The 21,548-nt window shown below is 38.7% G+C and carries 22 protein-coding genes; all 22 read left to right on the top strand.

Going from position 1 to position 21,548, the window contains the following annotated elements; all coding sequences use genetic code 11:
- On the top strand, positions 1-873 hold an 873-nt coding region (locus tag KI356_RS17995), incomplete at its 5' end, for an NADH-quinone oxidoreductase subunit C (RefSeq protein ID WP_212936048.1).
- Positions 874-876: 3 nt separating this feature from the next.
- A complete protein-coding gene (nuoD, locus tag KI356_RS17990; protein ID WP_212936047.1) occupies positions 877-1,977 on the top strand; it encodes an NADH-quinone oxidoreductase subunit NuoD in 1,101 nt (366 codons plus the stop codon).
- The gene (nuoH, locus tag KI356_RS17985; RefSeq protein WP_212936046.1) at positions 1,977-2,978 is read left to right on the top strand and encodes an NADH-quinone oxidoreductase subunit NuoH; all 1,002 of its coding nucleotides are present in this window, start codon (positions 1,977-1,979) and stop codon (positions 2,976-2,978) included. The genes nuoD and nuoH overlap by 1 nt, the downstream gene beginning before the upstream one ends.
- Positions 2,979-3,003: 25 nt before the next feature.
- Entirely contained in the window at positions 3,004-3,423 is a 420-nt protein-coding gene (nuoI, locus tag KI356_RS17980; RefSeq protein WP_000677191.1) for an NADH-quinone oxidoreductase subunit NuoI, read from the top strand.
- Positions 3,420-3,944, top strand: coding sequence for an NADH-quinone oxidoreductase subunit J (locus KI356_RS17975; RefSeq protein ID WP_001012819.1), 525 nt, complete (start codon positions 3,420-3,422; stop codon positions 3,942-3,944). Before nuoI ends, KI356_RS17975 begins: the two co-directional genes overlap by 4 nt.
- The gene (nuoK, locus tag KI356_RS17970) at positions 3,937-4,251 is read left to right on the top strand and encodes an NADH-quinone oxidoreductase subunit NuoK (RefSeq protein ID WP_000100081.1); all 315 of its coding nucleotides are present in this window, start codon (positions 3,937-3,939) and stop codon (positions 4,249-4,251) included. Before KI356_RS17975 ends, nuoK begins: the two co-directional genes overlap by 8 nt.
- Before the next feature lie 30 nt (positions 4,252-4,281).
- Positions 4,282-6,144, top strand: coding sequence for an NADH-quinone oxidoreductase subunit L (gene nuoL / locus KI356_RS17965; RefSeq protein WP_212936045.1), 1,863 nt, complete (start codon positions 4,282-4,284; stop codon positions 6,142-6,144).
- Positions 6,141-7,643, top strand: a complete 1,503-nt coding sequence (locus KI356_RS17960; RefSeq protein WP_212936044.1) for an NADH-quinone oxidoreductase subunit M — start codon at positions 6,141-6,143, stop codon at positions 7,641-7,643. The genes nuoL and KI356_RS17960 overlap by 4 nt, the downstream gene beginning before the upstream one ends.
- 7 nt (positions 7,644-7,650) lie before the next feature.
- Positions 7,651-9,165: an NADH-quinone oxidoreductase subunit NuoN gene (gene nuoN / locus KI356_RS17955; protein ID WP_369009431.1), complete on the top strand. Its 1,515-nt coding sequence runs from the start codon at positions 7,651-7,653 to the stop codon at positions 9,163-9,165.
- A 215-nt stretch (positions 9,166-9,380) separates the two neighbouring features.
- The gene (locus KI356_RS17950) at positions 9,381-9,617 is read left to right on the top strand and encodes a DUF1146 family protein (RefSeq protein ID WP_002113021.1); all 237 of its coding nucleotides are present in this window, start codon (positions 9,381-9,383) and stop codon (positions 9,615-9,617) included.
- Positions 9,618-9,668: 51 nt separating this feature from the next.
- Positions 9,669-10,373 carry a YwmB family TATA-box binding protein gene (locus tag KI356_RS17945; RefSeq protein WP_205685970.1) on the top strand — a complete coding sequence of 235 codons (705 nt, stop codon included), beginning with the start codon at positions 9,669-9,671 and terminating at the stop codon, positions 10,371-10,373.
- 39 nt (positions 10,374-10,412) lie between these two features.
- The gene (murA, locus tag KI356_RS17940; RefSeq protein WP_002123823.1) at positions 10,413-11,717 is read left to right on the top strand and encodes a UDP-N-acetylglucosamine 1-carboxyvinyltransferase; all 1,305 of its coding nucleotides are present in this window, start codon (positions 10,413-10,415) and stop codon (positions 11,715-11,717) included.
- Between the two features lie 435 nt (positions 11,718-12,152).
- Positions 12,153-13,172, top strand: coding sequence for a stage II sporulation protein D (gene spoIID, locus KI356_RS17935; RefSeq protein ID WP_212936042.1), 1,020 nt, complete (start codon positions 12,153-12,155; stop codon positions 13,170-13,172).
- Between the two features lie 102 nt (positions 13,173-13,274).
- Positions 13,275-14,282, top strand: coding sequence for a LytTR family transcriptional regulator DNA-binding domain-containing protein (locus KI356_RS17930; protein ID WP_212936041.1), 1,008 nt, complete (start codon positions 13,275-13,277; stop codon positions 14,280-14,282).
- A gap of 179 nt (positions 14,283-14,461) precedes the next feature.
- The gene (locus KI356_RS17925; protein ID WP_212936040.1) at positions 14,462-15,304 is read left to right on the top strand and encodes an ABC transporter ATP-binding protein; all 843 of its coding nucleotides are present in this window, start codon (positions 14,462-14,464) and stop codon (positions 15,302-15,304) included.
- A complete protein-coding gene (locus KI356_RS17920) occupies positions 15,304-16,008 on the top strand; it encodes an ABC transporter permease (RefSeq protein ID WP_212936039.1) in 705 nt (234 codons plus the stop codon). The genes KI356_RS17925 and KI356_RS17920 overlap by 1 nt, the downstream gene beginning before the upstream one ends.
- A gap of 160 nt (positions 16,009-16,168) precedes the next feature.
- Positions 16,169-17,092 carry a stage II sporulation protein SpoIIQ gene (gene spoIIQ, locus KI356_RS17915; RefSeq protein WP_212936038.1) on the top strand — a complete coding sequence of 308 codons (924 nt, stop codon included), beginning with the start codon at positions 16,169-16,171 and terminating at the stop codon, positions 17,090-17,092.
- A gap of 291 nt (positions 17,093-17,383) precedes the next feature.
- Positions 17,384-17,518 (top strand): hypothetical protein, encoded by a 135-nt coding sequence (locus KI356_RS17910; protein WP_002016211.1) that lies wholly within the window; start codon positions 17,384-17,386, stop codon positions 17,516-17,518.
- A gap of 309 nt (positions 17,519-17,827) precedes the next feature.
- Positions 17,828-18,100 carry a sporulation transcriptional regulator SpoIIID gene (gene spoIIID, locus KI356_RS17905; RefSeq protein WP_212936037.1) on the top strand — a complete coding sequence of 91 codons (273 nt, stop codon included), beginning with the start codon at positions 17,828-17,830 and terminating at the stop codon, positions 18,098-18,100.
- 161 nt (positions 18,101-18,261) lie between these two features.
- Positions 18,262-19,263, top strand: a complete 1,002-nt coding sequence (locus tag KI356_RS17900; RefSeq protein ID WP_002123831.1) for a rod shape-determining protein — start codon at positions 18,262-18,264, stop codon at positions 19,261-19,263.
- Positions 19,264-19,834: 571 nt separating this feature from the next.
- On the top strand, positions 19,835-20,269 hold the full coding sequence (gene fabZ, locus KI356_RS17895) for a 3-hydroxyacyl-ACP dehydratase FabZ (RefSeq protein WP_000931959.1): 435 nt from the start codon (positions 19,835-19,837) through the stop codon (positions 20,267-20,269).
- A 386-nt stretch (positions 20,270-20,655) separates the two neighbouring features.
- Entirely contained in the window at positions 20,656-21,333 is a 678-nt protein-coding gene (locus KI356_RS17890; protein ID WP_212936036.1) for a CpsD/CapB family tyrosine-protein kinase, read from the top strand.
- Positions 21,334-21,548: the final 215 nt, after the last annotated feature.

The following is a 21,548-nucleotide window of genomic DNA, read 5'->3' as shown; positions in this document are numbered from 1 at the left end:
GCGGCAGCAGCTGCAAAAGTAAAAGCAGCGGCATTAGCGAAGCAGAAGAGAGAAGGAACAGAAGAAGTAACGGACGAAGAAAAAGCCAAAGCGAAGGCGAAGGCGGCAGCAGCTGCAAAAGCAAAAGCAGCGGCATTAGCGAAGCAGAAGAGAGAAGGAACAGAAGAAGTAACGGACGAAGAAAAAGCCAAAGCGAAGGCGAAGGCGGTAGCAGCCGCAAAAGCGAAAGCAGCGGCATTAGCGAAGCAGAAATCCTCACAAGGCGACGGGGATTCTGGAGATGAGAAAGCAAAGGCAATTGCAGCCGCAAAAGCAAAAGCGGCAGCGGCGGCAAGGGCGAAGGCAAAGGGAACTGAAAGTAAGAAGGACGACGAGCCGAATCAGGAAGAACCATCAGTTAACCAACCGTATTTAAATCGCTATGTGGAGGTTGTTAAGGAGAAGATAGGGGAATATGCATTAGTAGATTCCTATATTAATAAGCTTTCAAAAGATGTTCCAACGCTTGTGGTGGAGCTTTCAAAATATTATGAGGTGATGGAATTGCTACGATTCCATGAGGGACTTGCTTTTGATTATATGTCAGAGCTACATGGGACAGATTTTGTGACACATATGGAAGTATATGTTCATTTATTTTCATATGGAAAGAAACAGTCAGTAGCAGTGAAGGTAAAGCTGGATAGGGAAGCACCGCAAGTAGAATCGGTGACGCCGCTTTGGAAAGGGGCAGATTGGCCGGAGCGTGAAGCGTATGATTTGCTTGGTATTGTGTTTAAAGGTCATCCTAATTTATCTCGTATTTTAATGTCGGATGATTGGATAGGGTATCCGCTTAGGAAAGATTATGAACCGTATGATGTGGAGGTGTAGCTTGTGATCCGTACGGAAGAGATGCTCTTAAATGTAGGGCCGCAACACCCGAGTACACATGGTGTGTTTCGGCTTGTAATTAAGATTGATGGGGAAATTATTAAAGAGGCTACACCAGTTATCGGGTATTTGCACCGCGGAACAGAAAAGATCGCTGAGAGCTTGCAGTACACACAAATTATCCCGTATACAGATCGAATGGACTATTTATCAGCAATGACGAATAATTACGTCATTTGCCATGCTGTAGAGACGATGATGGGGCTTGAGATTCCGGAGCGTGCTGAATACTTACGGGTGCTTGCGATGGAGCTTGGACGGATTGCGAGTCACCTCGTTTGGTGGGGTACAAATCTTCTTGATATAGGAGCGGTCAGTCCGTTTTTGTACGCATTTCGTGAACGAGAGATGATTATAAATTTATTAAATGAATTATGCGGTGCACGGCTTACTTTTAACTATATGAGAGTCGGCGGTGTGAAGTGGGATGCGCCAGATGGCTGGATTGAAAAAGTGGAAGAGTTTGTTCCGTATATGAGAGAGCAATTGGCGGGTTACCACGACCTTGTTAGCGGTAATGAAATTTTCTTAAATCGTGTAAAGGGCGTTGGTATATATAGCGCAGAAGAAGCAATTTCGTATTCTTTAAGCGGAGCGAATTTGCGGTGCACCGGAGTAAATTGGGATCTTCGCAAAGATGAGCCGTATTCGATTTATGATCGTTTTGATTTTGATATTCCTGTTGGAAGCGTGGGAGATGCTTGGGATCGTTACGTTTGCCGAATGGAGGAAATTGAGGAGTCGTTAAAAATTGTAGAGCAAGCAGTTCAGCAGTTTCCGAAGGACGGAGCGGTACTGGCGAAAGTACCGAAAATTATTAAGGCGCCTAAGGGGGAAGCATTTGTCCGTATAGAATCACCACGCGGGGAGATTGGTTGCTATATCGCTAGTGACGGAAAGAAAGAGCCATACCGTTTGAAATTCCGCAGACCGTCTTTTTATAATTTGCAAATCTTATCGAAGTTATTGAAAGGTGAAAACATCGCCAATTTAATTACGATTTTAGGTGGGGTTGATATTGTACTTGGGGAGGTTGACGGCTAATGATTGAGACGCTCTTACAATCACCTTCAAGCTGGACGAATTTCTTCATTTTTTTCGGATTAGCGGTGCTTCTATTATTTGCAGTCCTTGGCTTCGTTACATACGGTATTTTGGCAGAACGGAAAGTGATGGGATTTATGCAAGGACGGATTGGACCAAACCAAGTTGGGGGCAGGTTCGGTTTACTCCAAACGGTAGCTGATGTTTTGAAACTATTATTAAAAGAAGATAGCATTCCGAAAGCTGCTGATAAACCGTTGTTTATATTAGCGCCTGTTATTGCATTCGCACCAGCATTTATGGTACTTGCGGTTATCCCGTTTACTGATAAATTTCAGTTCGCGGATATTGGAGTAGGATTACTGTATTACATTGCTGTTTCTGGGATTACGACGATCGGAGTTGTAACTGGGGGGTGGGCATCAAATAATAAATATTCCCTTTTAGGAGGGATGCGTGCGGCAGCGCAAATGATTTCTTATGAGATTCCACTTGTAATGAGTGTAATTGGTGTCGTTTTACTAGCTGGTAGTCTTAATTTGAATGAAATTGTAGTGGCGCAGGAGAAGGTATGGTACATTTTCGTACAGCCAATCGGTTTCGTTATTTTCTTAATCGCGGCAGTTGCAGAGTTAAATAGGACGCCGTTTGATTTACCGGAAGCAGAGTCAGAACTTGTTTCTGGATACCATACGGAATACTCAGGGTTTCGCTGGGCGTTTTTCATGCTTTCAGAGTATGTATATTTCTTCGGAATGGCATCTTTAATTACGGTACTCTTTTTAGGCGGATGGAATCCAGTTATGTTCCTTGGATTTATTCCAGGAGCCGTATGGTTTGCTTTGAAATTCAGCAGTGTGGTCTTTCTATTAATTTGGTTCCGCGTTACGTTCCCGCGTATAAGAGGTGACCAGTTAATGGAGTTTGGCTGGAAAGTATTATTACCAATTGCACTTGCAAATATTTTCTTAACGGCATTGATTAAGGAGCTATTCTTTTAATCTATGAAGGGGGTGCCAGTAAGAGATGAAAGGACTATTTAAAGGGTTAAAATATACGCTTAGTAATTTGAGTAAGAAAAAAGTGACGTATGATTATCCGAATCAACCGTTGCCATTACCAGACCGATTTCGGGGTATTCAAAAGTTTTATCCGGAGAAATGTATTGTTTGTAATCAGTGTTCCAACATTTGTCCGACAGATTGCATTCAATTAACGGGGAAAAAACATCCTGATCCTACGAAAAAAGGAAAAATTATCGACACGTACGATATTAATTTTGAAATTTGTATTCTTTGCGATTTATGTACAGAAGTTTGCCCGACAGAGGCGATTGTAATGACAAATAACTTTGAACTCGCAGAGTATTCACGTGATGATTTATTTAAAAATTTGCAGTGGCTTGATGAGAACGACGAGAACGTCAGGAAGGAGAATAAAGCATGAATGGCGAGTTTGTAGCATTCTTTATACTATCCTTGTCTGCAATTATCGGCGGTGTTCTTATGTTGAACTTAACGAAAGTAATGCATATGATGCTAGCTCTCGTTCTTACATTCCTCAGCATTGCAGGTTTGTACTTTCTTTTATCAGCCGAGTTTATCGGTGTTGCACAAATTTTACTTTACTCTGGTGCAATCACAATTATTATGATTTTTGGCATTATGTTAACGAAACATAACGCGGAAAATGAATCGCGTCTTACTCTTCGAAAATGGATTATCTTCTTTGCGGTTGTAGCATTTGGAGCGGTTATGTATTTCGCTGTTAATAGTATCGATTTTTCAAATCAAAGCACACAAGGAAGTTTACCTCTCCATGAAAACAACACACTTCAAATCGGTACACTTCTCTATTCAAAATATATTATTCCATTTGAGTTAACCTCAGTTATTTTACTTGTAGCACTTGTAGGGGCAATTATACTGGCGAAGAAGGATGAAGGGGAGGAGGATTCCCATGAGTAGCGTTCCGGCTTCTGCTTATTTAACACTTGCGATTATTTTGTTTTGCATCGGCTTATTCGGAGCTTTAACAAAGCGAAATACGGTAATTGTATTAGTTTGTATCGAGTTGATGCTAAACGCCGCCAATTTAAATTTAGTAGCGTTTAGTAAATTAGGCCTGTTTCCGAATTTAACAGGACAAATTTTTTCGCTATTTACGATGTCTGTAGCGGCAGCGGAGGCAGCGGTAGGGCTTGCAATTTTGATTGCTTTGTACCGTAATCGCCCGACAGTTCATGTAGATGAGATGGATACACTCAAAGGATAGCATTGTGACCGAAAAAGGGGGAAGGAAACAATGATCGATTATGCATGGCTCATACCGCTTTTCCCACTCGTTTCGTTTTTGTTACTTATTATATTCGGGAAGAAAATTAGAGAAGGAAGCAGCGTACTTAGTATTTTTTTCGTCTTTCTCTCCTTCATACTTGCGGTACTTGTATTAATAGAAAGGTTTTCAGAAGCAAGCGTGAAGCATAAGTGGGTGTGGCTTAGAGCTGGAGATGTGGATATATCATTCGGCTTTGAAGTGACTGCATTAGGAGCTTTAATGTTATTTATCGTTACGCTTGTGAGTCTGCTTGTACATGTGTATTCGAAAGGTTATATGAAAGGCGACGCCAGATTACCAACCTTTTACGCATATTTAGGACTCTTTACCTTTGCGATGTTAGGGCTTGTTATATCGACGAATTTATTACAGCTTTATATATTTTGGGAGTTAGTCGGCCTTGGTTCGTTTTTACTTATCGGTTTTTATTTCTTTAAAGAAGAAGCGAAGGCTGCTGCGAAAAAGGCTTTTATTATGACACGCATTGGAGATGTTGGGCTATTTATTGGGATGATTTTAATTTTTTGGCAAGCAGGTAGTTTTGAATATGACGCGATTTTTAAAGCGATTCATACGGGCGACCTCTCTCCTTCTATGATTACAATAACGGCGATATTAATTTTTATCGGTGCGATGGGGAAATCGGGTCAGTTCCCGCTTCATACATGGTTGCCAGATGCAATGGAAGGACCGACGCCTGTTTCAGCGCTTATTCACGCGGCAACGATGGTTGCAGCCGGCGTATATTTAGTAGCGACGATGTTCCCGCTATTTTCAGCAAGTGCGGTAGCTATGCAAACTGTGGCAATCGTTGGGGCTTTCACCGCAATCTTTGCGGCCTCTATTGGTCTAGTGCAAACTGATATTAAGAGGGTTCTTGCCTACTCTACAGTTAGTCAGCTCGGGTATATGATGCTTGCGCTAGGCTCTGCTGGTTATGTAGCTGGTATCTTTCACTTAACGACACACGCCTTTTTTAAAGCATTATTGTTCCTGGCAGCAGGAAGTGTAATTCATGCAGTCCATACGCAAAACATTAATAAAATGGGCGGTTTACAGAAAAAGATGAAAGTAACCGGTGCACTATTTTTAATAGGCACACTTGCAATTAGTGGTGTTCCTCTCCTTTCCGGATTTTTTAGTAAAGATGAAATTTTAGCGGCGGCTTGGATGAATGGCAATTACTTTCTATTCGTTTTAGCGGTAATTGCGGCATTTCTAACAGCATTTTATATGTTCCGTCTATACTTTCTTGTCTTTACAGGGGAAACGAAGACGAAGGAAGAGGTGCATGAATCACCTCGCACCATGACGTATCCGATGATTGTCCTTGGTGTTCTTGCAGTAGTAGCAGGCTATATAAATACACCGTGGTTCGGGACGTTTCTTGGGGATTGGCTTACGAAAGATATAGGATTCCAGGTGAAGGAAGTGCATGGACCTGTTTGGATTATGGTTGTTGCGACGCTCGTTTCATTAGCGGGAATTGCCCTCGCATATTTCATATATGGAAAGAAAACTATCGCAAGGAATTGGGCTGGAGGAGAAGGATCCTTCCTTCATAATCTCCTGAAAGAAAAATATTATGTGGATGAACTATACAATGTGACGGTGCTTCCTATTACGAAGGGGATCGCTCATGTGCTTCGCTTATTTGAAGTATACGTTGTAGAAGGAATCGCAGTTTTAATTGGAAGTTTGGTTAAAGGTGCGAGCAGCATAGGGTCGAAACTTCAAAACGGGAATGTACAAGTATATGGCACTGTAACAGCAGTTTCACTCGCATTACTCGTCATTATTTTGCTATATACGGGAGGGGATTTACGATGAATGATTTGTTGTTAACGTTCTTCATTTTTTCCCCGCTTTTAGGAATTCTCTTACTTATATTAACGCCGAAAAAAGAATCGCGTACAGTGCAGGCGCTTGGTTTATTCGGAACGGCGCTTCCATTTGGAATTGCTATCGTCCTCGCTTGTACATACGCTTCAGGAAAGAGTTTATCGATATTTGATGAAAAAGTGAAATGGATTAAATTTGGGGATTTCACAGCAGTGGACAACAGGTGGTTTTCAATTTATTACGAGCTTGGTATTGATGGTTTATCGCTTGTAATGATGGTGCTCACAGCCCTTCTAGCGATGCTTGCAGCTATTGCGGCATTTTCCATTAAAAGAAATTTGAAAGCATTCTACATGCTGTTACTCATGCTAGAAATAGGGATGCTCGGTGTCTTCGCTGCTCAAAATTTAATGCTGTTCTTCATCTTCTTTGAAATTACGTTGCCGCCAATGTTTTTATTAATTGGCAAGTGGGGGAAATTGTCGAGTGAAAAGGCTGCATATAGTTATTTAATATATAACGGTATTGGCTCAGCTATTTTACTCATCGTTTTCTCGGTTTTATTTGCGAAAACAGGTACGACGAATATTACGGAGCTTAAAGAGATATTAACGGGTGTAGCTGCTGGGGGAGGACCCATTGTCTCGAGTAGCTTACAGTTCGGTTTATTTCTTGCCATAATGGTTGCCTTTGCGATTAAACTCCCTGTTTTCCCTTTGCATCGCTGGATGGTCAATGTGCACATAGAAGCGCATCCTGCTGTAGTTATGCTTCATGCGGGGGTTTTGCTGAAGATTGGCGCGTACGGTATGATTCGCTTCGGGAAGGGGCTATTCCCAGAATACTTTCGTGAGTTTGCAACGCTAATCGCGATTTTAGGGGTAATTAATTTATTGTATGGGGCCTTCCTAGCACTCATTCAAACGGACTTTAGAAAGGTACTTGCTTACTCGAGTATTTCACATATGGGAATTGTTTTAATGGGGCTTGCGGCGTTAAATGCACCAGGTACACAAGGGGCGCTATTCCAAGTTGTGTCTCACGGTTTAATTGCAGCCTTGCTCTTTTTCTTACTTGGCATCATTGAAGAGCGTTTCGGGACGTCGGATATTACAGCACTTGGTGGACTCGCAAAAAGTGTTCCAGTGCTTAGCGGCTTCTTCCTAGCGGGAGGTATGGCATCGCTTGGAATGCCAGGCATGTCTGGATTTGTTAGCGAATTCCTTGCCTTTCTCGGTTTGTTCCAAGGGAAGCCGGTTATCGCCGCCGCCGGTGTACTTGGAATTATTTTAACCGCTGTATACGTATTAAGAGCGACACTTCAAGTGACATTTGGTAAGAAAGAATGGGAAGCGAAATCTGATATACACGGATGGGAGTACGTCCCTGTTATATTGCTTATCGTTTGTATTATTGCAATTGGAGTAATGCCAGAACTACTAGGGGATCCGCTTCAAAATACATTGAAAACATTGGGGGTGAAGTAGGATGGATATGAACACGTTATTTAGCTTATCATGGCATCTCATGGTACCAGAATTCATTATTCTCGGGGCTGCCATCCTCCTTTCCATATGTGATTTGTTTTTTAAGCTGAACCATAGGTACGTAGCCATTAGTGCAATTGCCGCTGTCTTGTTAGCGATAGTGTCATTAATCTCGCTATACAGCGAACCGGCAGGAGATATTTTAAATGGATCGTTTGTGCTAGATGGATTTTCAAAAGGGTTTAAAACGTTGTTGTTAGGCGGAGCAGCTCTCGTTTTATGTATGGCAATAAGCGATGACAAGAAGGAGCCTATTCAAGACAAAGGAGAATATTATTACTTGTTTTTAATGGCGCTCCTAGGAGCGATGTTCATGGCTTCTAGCGTTGATTTCATCACATTGTTCGTTGGTTTAGAACTGCTCTCGCTTTCTTCGTATATTCTAGTAGGAATCCGAAAGAGAAACCGCGCATCAAATGAGGCAGCGATGAAATACGTCATTAACGGAGGCATTGGAACAGCAATTACGCTCTTTGGAATGAGCTACTTATACGGTATTACAGGGTCGACCAACATAGTGGAAATGCAAAAGGTATTTACCGGGGAACTGGCTGGTAGCATTCAATTATTGTTAGCTCTTGCATTTCTACTTTTGCTCGTTGGACTCTCGTTCAAAATTGCAACAGTGCCATTTCATATGTGGGCACCAGATGTATATGAGGGAGCCGCTACACCTGTCACTGCCTTTCTTGGAACAATTTCTAAAATTGCCGGGTTTTTACTCATTACTCGCCTGTTCCTAATGGTTTTTGCAGGTGTGGAAATCCAAGGAGACGCACAATCTTTATACGGGCGTATGAGCATATACATTGCGGTGCTAGCAAGTATTACGATGATTGTTGGGAACGTAGTAGCATTAAAACAATACAATGTAAAACGTCTATTTGCCTATTCGGGTATCGCACACGCTGGATATTTGCTCGTGCCTCTTGTGGCATTATCACCATTCACGATGGATAGTATGTGGTTTTATATGCTTGCGTATATGCTTATGAACATAGGGGCATTCGCAATTATCCACGGATTAATCTTACAAAGTGATAAGGAAAATATGACGATTTTCGCCGGGTTATACAAACGATCACCATTTACAGCTATAGTGATGACTGTTTTTATTTTATCTTTGGCCGGGATACCAGGGACGGCGGGTTTCATTGGAAAGATTAATATCTTTTTAGGAGCACTTCATGTAGAACCAGCTCATTACGTATTAGCTTCTATTATGATGGGGACGACGGTTATTTCATTCATATATTATTTCCAGATATTACAGCAAATGTTTTTCCGTACTGGAGAGGCAGACGAGAAAATTCAGTTACCGTTAAATATAAAGATTGTCATGAGTCTTTGTGCAATTTCGATTGTAATACTAGGGATTATGCCGATGATTGGTTACAATTTTTTCTATGAATATTTTCCATTAATGAAAGATTTCTTCTTCTTAGGTAACGTGGTACAATAGTAAAAATAAAAGGTGTAGAGTCCGTACTCTGCGCTTTTTATTTTGGAGTAACAGCAAATGAAAACATCTATAGGTATATGTTTTTTAACAGAAAATTACGATGTAAAATGTAAGATGCTTATTTGCGTGTGAAAAAGTGTGGCTCCTACTTATTTATGGTATCGTTTTTTCCATTTTGCGTAAGTAGTAGCCAAGCAAAAAAAGGGGTCGATTTTTTGGCACATCTTTTAGGGCAACAAGCACTGATTGCCATTGTTTCACATTTATTATTTATTACCATTACGTGGTGGGCCTTACAAGGTATTCACATTGAGCGTTTAATGAAGTCTGGGAAAGTGATGCAGACGAGAGTACTACTCATCCTAATTACAATTACAATTGGGACATCTGTAAGTAACTTTTTCCTTGATTATTTAGGCTATTCAAAGAGTTTAACGTATTTAGTAAAGTAAGTGTATAGAACCTCATATCTCCGTTAACAATGGGGATAGGAGGGGATGAAATTGAAGTTTAAAGCCGTTCTTATTGTTATCGTAAGTGTTGTTTTATTTTTGGTTGGATATAAAGAGATGAAACCAATAAGCGATGAACAGAAAATGGAGAGCATGATTGCAGCTTTAGAGAAGAACGATGCAAAAGTAGAGCGGTGGTCATGGTTAGCGCGAGAAACGAAAACAATTTCTAATATACATACGTTTCAAAAACTGTTAAACGATGTGAAGGAAGAGGCAAACATTGAAAGTTGGGAATTAGAACAATCTCCAGATGGATATAAGGCTACATCCTATAAAAAATCTTCTTCACATGAAGAACGAATAGTAGTAACTTGGAGTAAGGAAAATACTAAAGAAAACACTTTTATTATTTTCGAAGTGAGCGGGGCGAAATGGGACCCGAAGTACGTCCAGAACATGGATAAAATTTTTAGTGAAAAACCTACAATTTACACTTGTGTTCAAGGTGTACTGAATGATAAGATTGAAGGTGTTTTGCAAAATAAAACCAATCAGGTTTTGAAAGATCTTTCAGCAAGAGCGATCGAACAGATAGAAGAAAGAGCATTTGTATCAGTCTCCGCATATAATAAAAAGTGGAATGACGCTCTTTCAACAAATAGAGAGAAAATAAATGTGCAAATAGCAATACGTTCTACAAACAACAAAGATACAATTGTGGTTGGCACACCGATCATAACTTCTGAGTATTGAGTGAATAGATACTGAAAAAAGGACACGGAGGGGAATAATTTGGAAAAGATCATCGTCCGTGGCGGAAAGCGGTTAAGCGGCACAGTGCGTGTTGAGGGCGCAAAAAATGCTGTATTACCTATAATCGCTGCAGCCCTATTAGCGAGTGACGGAAAGAATGTACTATCTGAAGTACCAGTATTATCTGATGTATACACAATTAACGAGGTATTACGTCATTTAAATGCTGAAGTCGTATTTGAAAATAACCAAGTAACAATCGATTCTTCTAAAGAATTAAATATTGAAGCACCATTTGAGTATGTACGTAAGATGCGTGCATCTGTTCAGGTAATGGGACCATTATTAGCACGTAACGGTCGCGCTCGTATTGCACTTCCTGGTGGATGTGCAATTGGTTCACGTCCAATTGACCAACATTTAAAAGGCTTCGAAGCAATGGGAGCGAAAGTAAAAGTTGGTAACGGATTTGTTGAGGCACACGTAGAGGGAGAACTAAAAGGAGCTAAAATTTATTTAGACTTCCCAAGCGTAGGCGCGACAGAAAACATTATGTCTGCAGCTACATTAGCAAAAGGGACAACAATCCTTGAAAACGCAGCGAAAGAGCCAGAAATCGTTGACTTAGCTAACTTCTTAAATGCAATGGGAGCTAAAGTACGCGGAGCTGGAACTGGAACGATTCGTATTGAAGGCGTTGAGAAATTATATGGTGCAAACCACCCTATTATTCCTGATCGTATTGAAGCAGGAACATTCATGGTTGCAGCGGCAATTACAGGTGGAGACATCTTAATTGAAAATGCTGTGCCTGAACATTTACGCTCAATTACAGCGAAAATGGAAGAAATGGGTGTTAAAATTATTGAGGAAAATGAAGGTGTACGTGTTATCGGCCCAGATAAGTTAAAAGCGGTTGATATTAAAACTATGCCTCATCCAGGTTTCCCAACAGACATGCAATCACAAATGATGGCATTATTACTACATGCTGATGGAACAAGTATGATTACAGAAACGGTATTCGAAAACCGCTTTATGCACGTTGAAGAATTCCGTCGTATGAATGCTGATATTAAAATCGAAGGTCGTTCTGTAATTATGAACGGTCCAAGTAGCTTGCAAGGTGCTGAAGTAGGCGCAACTGATTTACGTGCTGCAGCAGCATTAATCTTAGCTGGTTTAGTATCAGAAGGTTATACTCGTGTAACTGAGTTAAAACATCTTGACCGTGGTTATGTAGATTTCCATAAGAAATTAGCTGCATTAGGTGCAACTATTGAACGTGTAAACGAAAAAGTAGAAGAAGTGAAAGAACAAGAAGTTTCTGATCTTCACGCTTAATTGAAATAGTCTCTATGTCTTTTGACGTAGAGGCTATTTTTTTTGGGTTATTACTGTTATAGTCAATAAATTCTATACTTATGCACGTACCAGTAAAAATATTTAGAAAATTTTCGTTTTATCCCGCACATGCCCGATTGGGATGGGCTAATAATTAGTGAGGGGTGAACAAGCCCCCAACTGATCAAAGTTTCACTTTATACCAATACCCCCAAGTATGTTCTAAAAGATCCCGTAGTCCCATAAGAATGAAAGGAATCCAACTTATCCTGCATTAACGGTAAGAAAAACTCCCACCTCAAAATTCGGCTGAAGCAAAGAAGTTAAGTGGGAGCCCTGCTGCCCGTAAATGCCCGATTGATTCAACTAATAATCAGTGGGGACGAACAAAACCCCCCCACTGATTAAAGTTTCACTTTATATTGGGGGAATAGGATGAAATTTTCAAAGCCACTTTTCATTACAGTAGCGCTCTTAATAGCGCTCGTTATCATTGTACCTGCTGCTCTTGTTATTCCGTTTGCGAAAGCAAAAGTAGGGGAAGAAGCAGCTTCTAAAACTCCTCCAGCGATAGAAAGTATACCAGCTCCAGGGAAAGTAGATACAGCGGTTCAAGTTGCCGTATATCGTGATCAGCAGAAGAAGGTAGAAACATTACCTATGGAGGAGTATGTGGCCGGTGTAGTAGCTTCTGAGATGAATGCCAGCTTTGAAATAGAAGCGCTAAAGGCGCAGGCATTAGCAGCGAGAACATTTGTAGTGCAGCGTATGCTAAGCGGAGGTAAGAAAAACAATGCGGACGTGACAGATACAGTGAAGGATCAAGTGTACAAAAGCAAAGCGGAATTGAAGAAACAATGGGGTAATAACTACGAAAATAATTTAAAGAAAATCGAGGAAGCCGTTTCGAAAACCGCAGGACAAGTTTTAACGTACGATGGAAAACCAATTTCAGCATCCTTTTTCTCAACGAGTAACGGACGAACAGAAAATGCAGCTGATTATTGGGGAAATGATTATCCGTACTTAAAGAGTGTAGATAGTCCGTGGGATCAAGCCTCTCCGAAATTTACGAGTGAACAAACATTTACAGTAGCTGATTTTCAAAAACGCCTCGGTGTGAAAATACTAGCGGACGGAAAGGTTGGTAATATTAAAGACCTTACGGAAGGAAAACGAGTAAAGGATGTAGAGTTTCAAGGGAAAACATTAACAGGAAAACAAGTTCGTGAAAAGTTAGATTTACGCTCTTCAGACTTTACGTGGAAACAAGAAGGGGATACCATCACCGTTAAGACGAAAGGTTTCGGCCACGGCGTTGGTATGAGCCAGTACGGTGCGAATGGTATGGCGGGGGAAGGTAAGAAATATACAGAGATAGTCGCTCATTACTATAAAGGCGTTGAAATAAAGACGATGAATGATTATGAAGGAAAATTGATGGTGAAGAAGTAGGTGTCAGGGTCTCCTGGCACCTATTTTCTTTTGTTTTAAATATCATAATTTTCCATTAATTGTTTGTTATAATAAAATAAAAACTATTTTGGGGGAGACGGAATGGCGTTATTGGAGTTGAAACAATTAGGGAAGACGAACCAGCTACCAGCAATTGATCTGGAAGTTGAGAAAAGCCAATGTGTTGTTTTGCAATGTAATAACCATACAGCTAAAGTGTTGCACCGCATCATTATTGGTGAGGAAGAAGCTTCAACTGGCAACGTGCTATTTGAAGGTGAAGTGATTGGAAAGAAAAATTATTCTCGCATCGGCTTTTGTTTTTTGAAGGATGAAGCATACGATCGTTTAAAGGTGAAGGAATACTTCAAATTTTTATTAGGACTTTATGAATCACATATGAGTATAGAAGAAGTAGTACAATATGTCGGTCTCTTAGATAAATTAAACGTGAAAATAGAAAAATTGTCATTTTCAGAGAAACGTCGCCTTCATATCGGGCGAGTTATGATTCATAATCCAGATTTAATTATTTTGGAAGAGCCGGAGCAAAATGTAGATACAGAAAGTACGATTATTATTCGAAAAGCGATTATGAAAATGAAAGAACAAGGAAAGGCGATCTTTATTACGTCATCTTTCTTATCGGACGCTCTTTCATTAACGGAAGATGTATACATATTAAATCAAGATGGTGTGAAAAAGATAGAAATTGAGCAAGAAGAAGTTGAAGAGGTGGATGAAGAAAAGGTCGTTCAAATGATTCCGCAAATGAAGTTAGAAAGAATACCAGCGAAAGTGAACGATAAAATCATTTTACTTGATCCAATGGAAATTCATTTCATTGAAACACAAAACGGAGTGACACATATTCATGTGCGTGAAGGTGATTTTGTATGTGCATTAACATTAAGTGAACTAGAAGTGAGATTAACAGGTTTTGGTTTCTTTAGATGTCATCGCTCGTATCTTGTTAATTTACAAAGAGTACGAGAAGTGATTACTTGGACTCGTAACAGTTTCAGCTTAATTTTGGATGACGAAAGAAAAAGTTCAATCCCGCTTTCAAAAGGACGAATGGATGAATTAAAAGGTGTAATTGGGCTATAAAAATGCTCCGATAAGCTCAAAATAGGATTCATTCACCGGTAAAAATACTCCTTTTACCGGTATTTTACTGCGTAAACCCTTTGTTTTTCATATGATTGAGTCAAGAAAAGCGAAACAACCAAATCGAAACTTGCGAAAGCGAATTTCATCTATATAAGAAAAACAAAGGGGATGAAGAAATGACATTGGCAATTGAAATGAAAGATGTAATGAAAACTTTCAACGAAAAAACAGCACTTCGAAATGTAAATATTGAGGTGAAGCAAGGAGAAATCTTTGGATTCCTCGGACCGAGTGGATCTGGGAAAACGACAACAGTAAAAATATTAACATCTCAATTGCTTCATAGCGTTGGAACTGTAAGAGTATTAGGTACAGACATTACAGGACCAAGCAGCATCGATTATAAACGAATTGGTATTTTAACAGACAATAGCGGCTTATATGAAAGACTTAGCATTTATGATAACTTACTATTATTTTGTGACTTATACGATTGCAAAAAAGAACGAATTGATGAAGTGCTAGCACAAGTAAACTTATTGGATGATAAAAAAACACAAGTGAAAAAATTATCAAAAGGAATGAAGCAGCGCGTCACATTAGCAAGAGCAATTCTTCATAAACCAGATATCCTCTTCTTAGATGAACCAACATCTGCACTTGATCCGGTAAACGTACAAAACATTCATAAAATCTTAAAAGACTTAAATAAAGAAGGAACAACGATTTTCTTAACAACGCACAACATGGACGAAGCAGAGACGCTTTGTAACCGCATTGCCTTCCTTTGTGGGGGAGAAATAGTAGCGCTTGATACACCTGAAAACCTTCGCTTGCAATACGCGAAAGATCAAATACAAGTTGTGTTAAAAGATAAACAAAAAGAAACGGTACAAAAAGATGAATTAGGTGCAAAACGCATTTCAGAATGGATGAAAAAAGGCGAATTACTATCCATTCATTCACACGAACCAACGCTAGGCGATATTTTTATTGAAGTTACTGGGAGGGGATTATAATGACATTTTCAATGAGACGATTTTCAGCTATTTTTCGGAAAGAAGTACAAGATTTTAAGACAAATTCACAAGTTTTGTTAATGGCATTTTTACCAATTATACTTTCATTTTTATTTAGCAGATTTGGAGCGGGAAAGGAAATGTTAGGCACTACTACTATAATGGCCTTCCTATTTGTCGCAGGCTTTGTTCAATCTATGGTGATTGCAGAAGAAAAAGAAAAACATACACTACGTGTGTTAATGTTATCCCCAGCATCTTCTGTTGAAGTTCTTCTTGGAAAGAGTTTATTAATAGCGGGTCTGACGATGGTCATTTGTGTTGCGAATTTATTCATTTTAGATCAATTAAATATAAATCTTCCATTGGTAGGATTGATATTCTTATGTGGAACTATTTTATTTATCGTGCTTGGAACAATGATCGGATTACTTGCATCTTCTGTACCACAAACATCATTGATTGGGATGCCTATTTTGATGACGATGTATTTAGCTGCACAATTTGAGCCAATGGTTGAAAATAAAGTAATTAAGACACTAATTGAGTATCTTCCAACATCTCATATTGTAAAAGCAACTAACAGCTTAGCAGATGGAGCTGGGTTTAGTAGTATTAGTGGGCATGTACTAAATGTTGGAGTATGGCTTATTATTTCGCTTATTGCATGTTTAATCGTATACAAGAAGAAACAGATGGACTAAAAACTGAGCTTAAACGCTCAGTTTTTTCTTTTTTCATCATTTCCTCGGAAATTCTGCAATTCTTATACATATTTTTACATATTTTGTCGAAAAGTAATTAGTTATAGGTTGTATAGGATGAATGAATATTGTTCAAAATGATTGCTGAGGTGATGATGGAATGCGAGGAAGAAATAGTAAAAAGTCGCAAAAAGTAGTACATTTATTTCAAAAAAGATGGGTGTTTCCGGCACTATACATTGCTTGTGCAGCGGTAATCTTAATGGTTGCGCTATGGTTCCAGGGAGCTAATCCAAAGAAAGCTCCGAACCAAGATCAAGCAACACCGTATACACAAACGGAAGATCCAGCAGTACCGGTAACAAAATCTTCAGAAGTAGTGAAAATGCCAGCTGCAGCAAATGCAGAAGTAGTAGTACAGAAGAAATTCTATGAAGATGCAGCATCAGAGGCGGAACAAGAAAAAGCACTTGTCTTTTATAACAACACATATTCCCCAAATAAAGGAATTGACATTGCTGCGAAAAATGGAAAAGAATTTGATGTTACAGCTGCTTTAAGTGGTACAGTAACGAAAGCTGAAAAAGATTCACTTCTTGGTTATGTTGTAACAGTAGATAGTGGAAATGGTGTAGCAGCATATTATCAAAGCTTAGGCAGTGTGAAAGTAGAAAAAGGTGCAAGAGTTGCGCAAGGTGAAGTGTTAGGAAAATCAGGTCTAAATGCAATGAATAAAGATGCAGGTTCTTACGTTCACTTTGAAGTACGTAAAGACAGTGTGGCTGTGAACCCTGAGCGTTATTTAAATAAATCAGTAGCAGAAATTAAAGCTGATGCAGGTGCTGCAAAGGCGACAAATGCTTCTGGTAAAAAAGCTGATGACAAATCTCAAAAAGAAGAAAAGTCAACAAGCACGAAACCAGAAAGTAAAACAGAAGATAAGTCTCAAAAAGAAGAGAAATCAACAAGCGGTTCGACTAGTGATAAAGAGACGAACGGCAAACAAGATGAGAAATCTCAAAAAGAAGAAAAATCAACGAATGGTTCTACAGAATCATCTAACGGTTCTTCTTCACAAGAATAATAAAGTGAAAAAATCAGTTCTCATTAGGAGAGCTGATTTTTTCATTTTCACCCCGCATTAACGGGCAGTAAGACCCCCACCTCAAAATTTAGCGAAAGCAAAGAAGTTAGGTGGGGATCAACTGTCCGTAAAAGCCCGATTGGTGAAAGCTAATAATCAGTGGGGTGAAGAGAACCCCCACTGATTAAAGTTTCACTTTATATAAAAATAATCAATTTCGAGAAAAAAGTTGCAATAACAAGGAAAAATGACGGGATTCTCGAATATATATTACAAAAGGGAGGGGATACTGTGTCATTTTTATCTGTTCTGTCGATTGCTATTATTTTATTGTTTGTTTTATTCGCTTTATATTATTATATTGCTGGTAAGAAAGAAGTTCCCCACCATCAGTTGTTAGAAGAAGAGTATGAAAGAGAAGAGTGACACCTTTTATAAAGAGGTGTCACTTTTTTTCGCCATAATTGTCATCGTTAACGTATTTCTCACAAAAAAACGCAATTTTTCTTAACTTAGTCCGCAAAAATAGTGAACATGTAGCATATATCAGTAGTGCGGGCAATACAATGGTATAAACCAATGCAAAGAGAGTGTTTGAGGTGAGAAATCGTGAATCATTTCATTATAAATCCAAGAATGTTTAACGCTTACAAACAGCACTCACATTTACTTCATAGTCGTATGCAGCGAGTCTCATTTCACACTTCTCACATCCAATTTAGGGAGGCGAGTGGTGTGCACGATTACATCAAAGAGAGAACTATCAAGATTGGCAAGTATATCGTGGAGACAAGAAAGACAGTGCGTGTAATCGCAAAGGAGTTTGGGGTATCAAAGAGTACAGTCCATAAAGATTTAACAGAACGTTTGCCAGAAATTAATCCAGAGCTCGCAAATGAAGTGAAAGAAATTCTTGATTATCATAAGTCTATTCGTCATTTAAGAGGAGGAGAAGCAACAAAGCAAAAGTATCGAAAAGAAGATGCAGAAAACCCTGTGCGCCAATAAATATAAGAAAGCAAACATTCCTTGCAAATTCGCTAATATTTTTCAGAAGAATTCTTTTTGCGAATATTACGTTTCCGTTAAATTTATGATAAAATCAGAAATTAGGTGTAAAAGAATTCGGGTGTAACCTGATTTTGAATATCGAGGAGGAAATGACGGGAATGTTTGCGCGAGATATCGGAATTGACCTAGGTACGGCTAACGTATTAATTCATGTTAAAGGTAAGGGTATTGTATTAAATGAGCCATCTGTTGTGGCAATTGATCGTAATAGTGGGAAAGTATTAGCAGTAGGTGAAGAAGCAAGAAGTATGGTGGGACGTACACCTGGTAATATTGTAGCAATTCGTCCGCTTAAAGATGGTGTAATCGCAGATTTCGAAATTACAGAAGCAATGTTAAAGTATTTCATTAACAAATTGGACGTGAAGAGCTTCTTTTCAAAACCTCGCATTTTAATTTGCTGTCCAACAAATATCACATCTGTAGAGCAAAAGGCAATTCGTGAGGCTGCTGAACGTTCAGGTGGTAAAACAGTATTTTTAGAAGAAGAACCAAAAGTAGCCGCAGTTGGTGCTGGCATGGAAATCTTCCAGCCAAGCGGAAACATGGTTGTTGATATTGGTGGAGGTACAACAGATATTGCCGTACTTTCTATGGGTGATATTGTTACCTCTTCCTCTATCAAAATGGCTGGCGATAAGTTTGATATGGAGATCTTAAACTACGTTAAACGTAAGTATAAGCTATTAATTGGAGAACGTACTTCAGAAAATATTAAAATTAAAGTTGGTACAGTATTCCCAGGTGCACGTAGTGAAGAGCTTGAAATTCGTGGGCGTGACATGGTAACAGGTTTACCACGTACAATTACAGTATGCTCTGAAGAAATTACAGAAGCACTAAAAGAAGACGCGGCTATCATTGTACAAGCTGCAAAAGGCGTACTAGAGCGTACACCGCCAGAACTATCTGCGGACATTATCGACCGCGGTGTTATTCTAACAGGCGGAGGAGCCTTATTACACGGTATCGACATGCTTCTAGCAGAAGAATTAAAGGTACCAGTATTAATCGCTGAAAACCCAATGCAATGTGTTGCTGTTGGTACAGGCATTATGTTAGAGAATATCGATAAATTACCACGTCGTGCATTGAAATAAAGTGAAACTTTAATCAGTGGGGAGTATCCCCCGCTGATTATTAGCTTTCACCAATCGGGTTTTTACGGGTAGTGCGACCTTGGCCTAACTTCTTTGTTTTAGCTGAATTTTGAGGTGGGAGTCATACTACCCGTTAAAGCGGGATAAAGTGAGAAGGACTAAGGTATCGATCTTAGTCCTTTTTTATTTTTTTATATCTGTATATTTTTTTAATTTATTGAGAAAATAGAAGATAAATAAAGAAAAATAGAGAAATTAGGTAAAATATTCATATATATGGTTAAATTTAATATTTTCATATTTGAAAACGTTTGTAATATAATGAGTCGAATACGACATTAAGGCAAAAAATGTTTGAATACATATTGCCTTTCCCTAATTTGGGCATACACTCTTTTCTACCTCCGTGTCAGTTGCTGGAATGTGCAACTATTTTAATGGAATAGAGTGTGTGCATTTTTTTGTAATAGGAAGTAAAGTAGTACTTTATAATGACAAATAATAAACAAAATGGGATAATAACAATATGTCCAAGTGGTAAGACCAATATTGTAAAAGGGGCGATTGTTACATGCTAAATATAGAACAAATTAAAGAAATCATTCCTCACCGCTATCCATTTTTACTTGTTGATAAAATATTAGAAGTGGATGAGGGAAAAAGAGCGGTTGGAATTAAAAATGTATCTGCAAACGAGGAGTTCTTTAATGGGCACTTCCCAGATTATGCAGTTATGCCTGGTGTACTTATTGTAGAAGCGTTGGCGCAAGTTGGTGCAGTTGCTGTATTAAAGAAAGAAGAAAACCGCGGAAGACTTGCTTTCTTCGCAGGCATCGACAACTGTCGTTTCAAAAAACAAGTACGCCCAGGTGATCAACTACGCCTAGAAGTAGAAATGACACGCGTACGTGGTCCAATTGGAAAAGGAAAAGCAATCGCAACAGTGGATGGTGAAGTTGCCTGCGAGGCTGAAATTACATTTGCGATTGGTGATAAAAAAGAATAGATAAAATAAAAAAACTTCTTGTATTTGTACAAGAGGTTTTTTTATTTACGATATATATTGATATAAAAACAAAAATACAAACTAGTCAGAAAATTAGTTGTAAACTAATTTGGATTACCATATAATTACTTTATCATTTATCTCGTTTTTGAGATAAATGATAAAGGTATAAAAGAAATGAAGCTATTGTCATATTGTTACGGTCTTTATATAGGACAAAACAGAAGGGCATGGAGTATGGTGAGATATGGGAGAGAATGGACGGATTTACCAGTGGAAATAAGTAGGGAAAAAGCGTAATATATCGATCGTGAATGAAATGGGCGTGTGTATCAAGCATATAGAGATAGGGAGAAGGAGTCGCATTTAAAAAAGGAGACTAGGACATGTTCGGGAGAAAAAAAAGAAAGCCATTAAAACAATTAATTACACATAAAGAGCCTAAATCGCGTATTGCAGAGCAATACCGTAACATTCGTACAAATATTGAATTTACATCTGTAGATAATCCTATTCGATCTCTTATTGTCACTTCAGCAAATCCAGGTGACGGAAAGACGACGACAATTGCAAACTTAGCGGTTGTTTTAGGTCAACAAGGAAAGAAAGTTTTAGTAATTGGGGCTGACTTACGTAAGCCGACGATACAAAACTTATTTGCAATACATCATTCTAATGGATTAACGAACGTATTATTAGGACAAGCAAAATTAATGCAATGCATTCAAAAGACAGATATAGAGAATGTATACTTAATGGCGTCAGGTCCAATACCACCAAACCCAGCAGAACTGTTAGGAAATCGAGTAATGGACGAGGTATTACTAGAAGCATATAACATGTTTGATATTATTTTAATAGACACACCACCAGTTCTTGCGGTTACCGATGCACAAATACTTGCGAACAAATGTGATGGAGTCATACTTGTCGTGCGCAGTGAACAAACAGAAAAAGATAAAATGGTAAAAGTAAAACAAATTTTAGACAAGGCGTCTGGTAAACTGCTTGGTGTTGTACTAAATGACAAGAGAGAAGAAAAGGAACAATATGGATATTATTAGAAAATAATGTATGATATAATAATTTTCAAAGCCAATAGGTGTTTTTATTGGCTTTTTTGAGTTATTCAATAGTTTTTTATTGCATTATATGAAAAAAATGATACAATTGAAATTTTGGAAATTCTATGGAATGTGTTGTTATATTTAAGATTATTTTGTAAGATTATATATGTTTTCAAATAACAATCGTACATAGATATTACTAAAATAAAAAA

This window comes from Bacillus hominis, from assembly GCF_018332515.1.
GTDB lineage: Bacteria > Bacillota > Bacilli > Bacillales > Bacillaceae_G > Bacillus_A > Bacillus_A hominis.
Note: the sequence above shows the minus strand (reverse complement) of the source record. Positions and strands in the feature narration are given on the sequence as shown.

Excerpts from the sequence above, each read along its gene's own strand:
- nuoH (WP_212936046.1), top strand. The coding sequence starts at position 1,977 with ATGATTGAGACGCTCTTACAATCACCTTCAAGCTGGACGAATTTCTTC.
- nuoI (WP_000677191.1), top strand. The coding sequence starts at position 3,004 with ATGAAAGGACTATTTAAAGGGTTAAAATATACGCTTAGTAATTTGAGT.
- KI356_RS17975 (WP_001012819.1), top strand. The coding sequence starts at position 3,420 with ATGAATGGCGAGTTTGTAGCATTCTTTATACTATCCTTGTCTGCAATT.
- nuoK (WP_000100081.1), top strand. The coding sequence starts at position 3,937 with ATGAGTAGCGTTCCGGCTTCTGCTTATTTAACACTTGCGATTATTTTG.
- nuoL (WP_212936045.1), top strand. The coding sequence starts at position 4,282 with ATGATCGATTATGCATGGCTCATACCGCTTTTCCCACTCGTTTCGTTT.
- KI356_RS17960 (WP_212936044.1), top strand. The coding sequence starts at position 6,141 with ATGAATGATTTGTTGTTAACGTTCTTCATTTTTTCCCCGCTTTTAGGA.
- nuoN (WP_369009431.1), top strand. The coding sequence starts at position 7,651 with ATGAACACGTTATTTAGCTTATCATGGCATCTCATGGTACCAGAATTC.
- spoIID (WP_212936042.1), top strand. The coding sequence starts at position 12,153 with ATGAAATTTTCAAAGCCACTTTTCATTACAGTAGCGCTCTTAATAGCG.
- KI356_RS17930 (WP_212936041.1), top strand. The coding sequence starts at position 13,275 with ATGGCGTTATTGGAGTTGAAACAATTAGGGAAGACGAACCAGCTACCA.
- KI356_RS17925 (WP_212936040.1), top strand. The coding sequence starts at position 14,462 with ATGACATTGGCAATTGAAATGAAAGATGTAATGAAAACTTTCAACGAA.
- KI356_RS17920 (WP_212936039.1), top strand. The coding sequence starts at position 15,304 with ATGACATTTTCAATGAGACGATTTTCAGCTATTTTTCGGAAAGAAGTA.
- spoIIQ (WP_212936038.1), top strand. The coding sequence starts at position 16,169 with ATGCGAGGAAGAAATAGTAAAAAGTCGCAAAAAGTAGTACATTTATTT.
- KI356_RS17900 (WP_002123831.1), top strand. The coding sequence starts at position 18,262 with ATGTTTGCGCGAGATATCGGAATTGACCTAGGTACGGCTAACGTATTA.
- fabZ (WP_000931959.1), top strand. The coding sequence starts at position 19,835 with ATGCTAAATATAGAACAAATTAAAGAAATCATTCCTCACCGCTATCCA.
- KI356_RS17890 (WP_212936036.1), top strand. The coding sequence starts at position 20,656 with ATGTTCGGGAGAAAAAAAAGAAAGCCATTAAAACAATTAATTACACAT.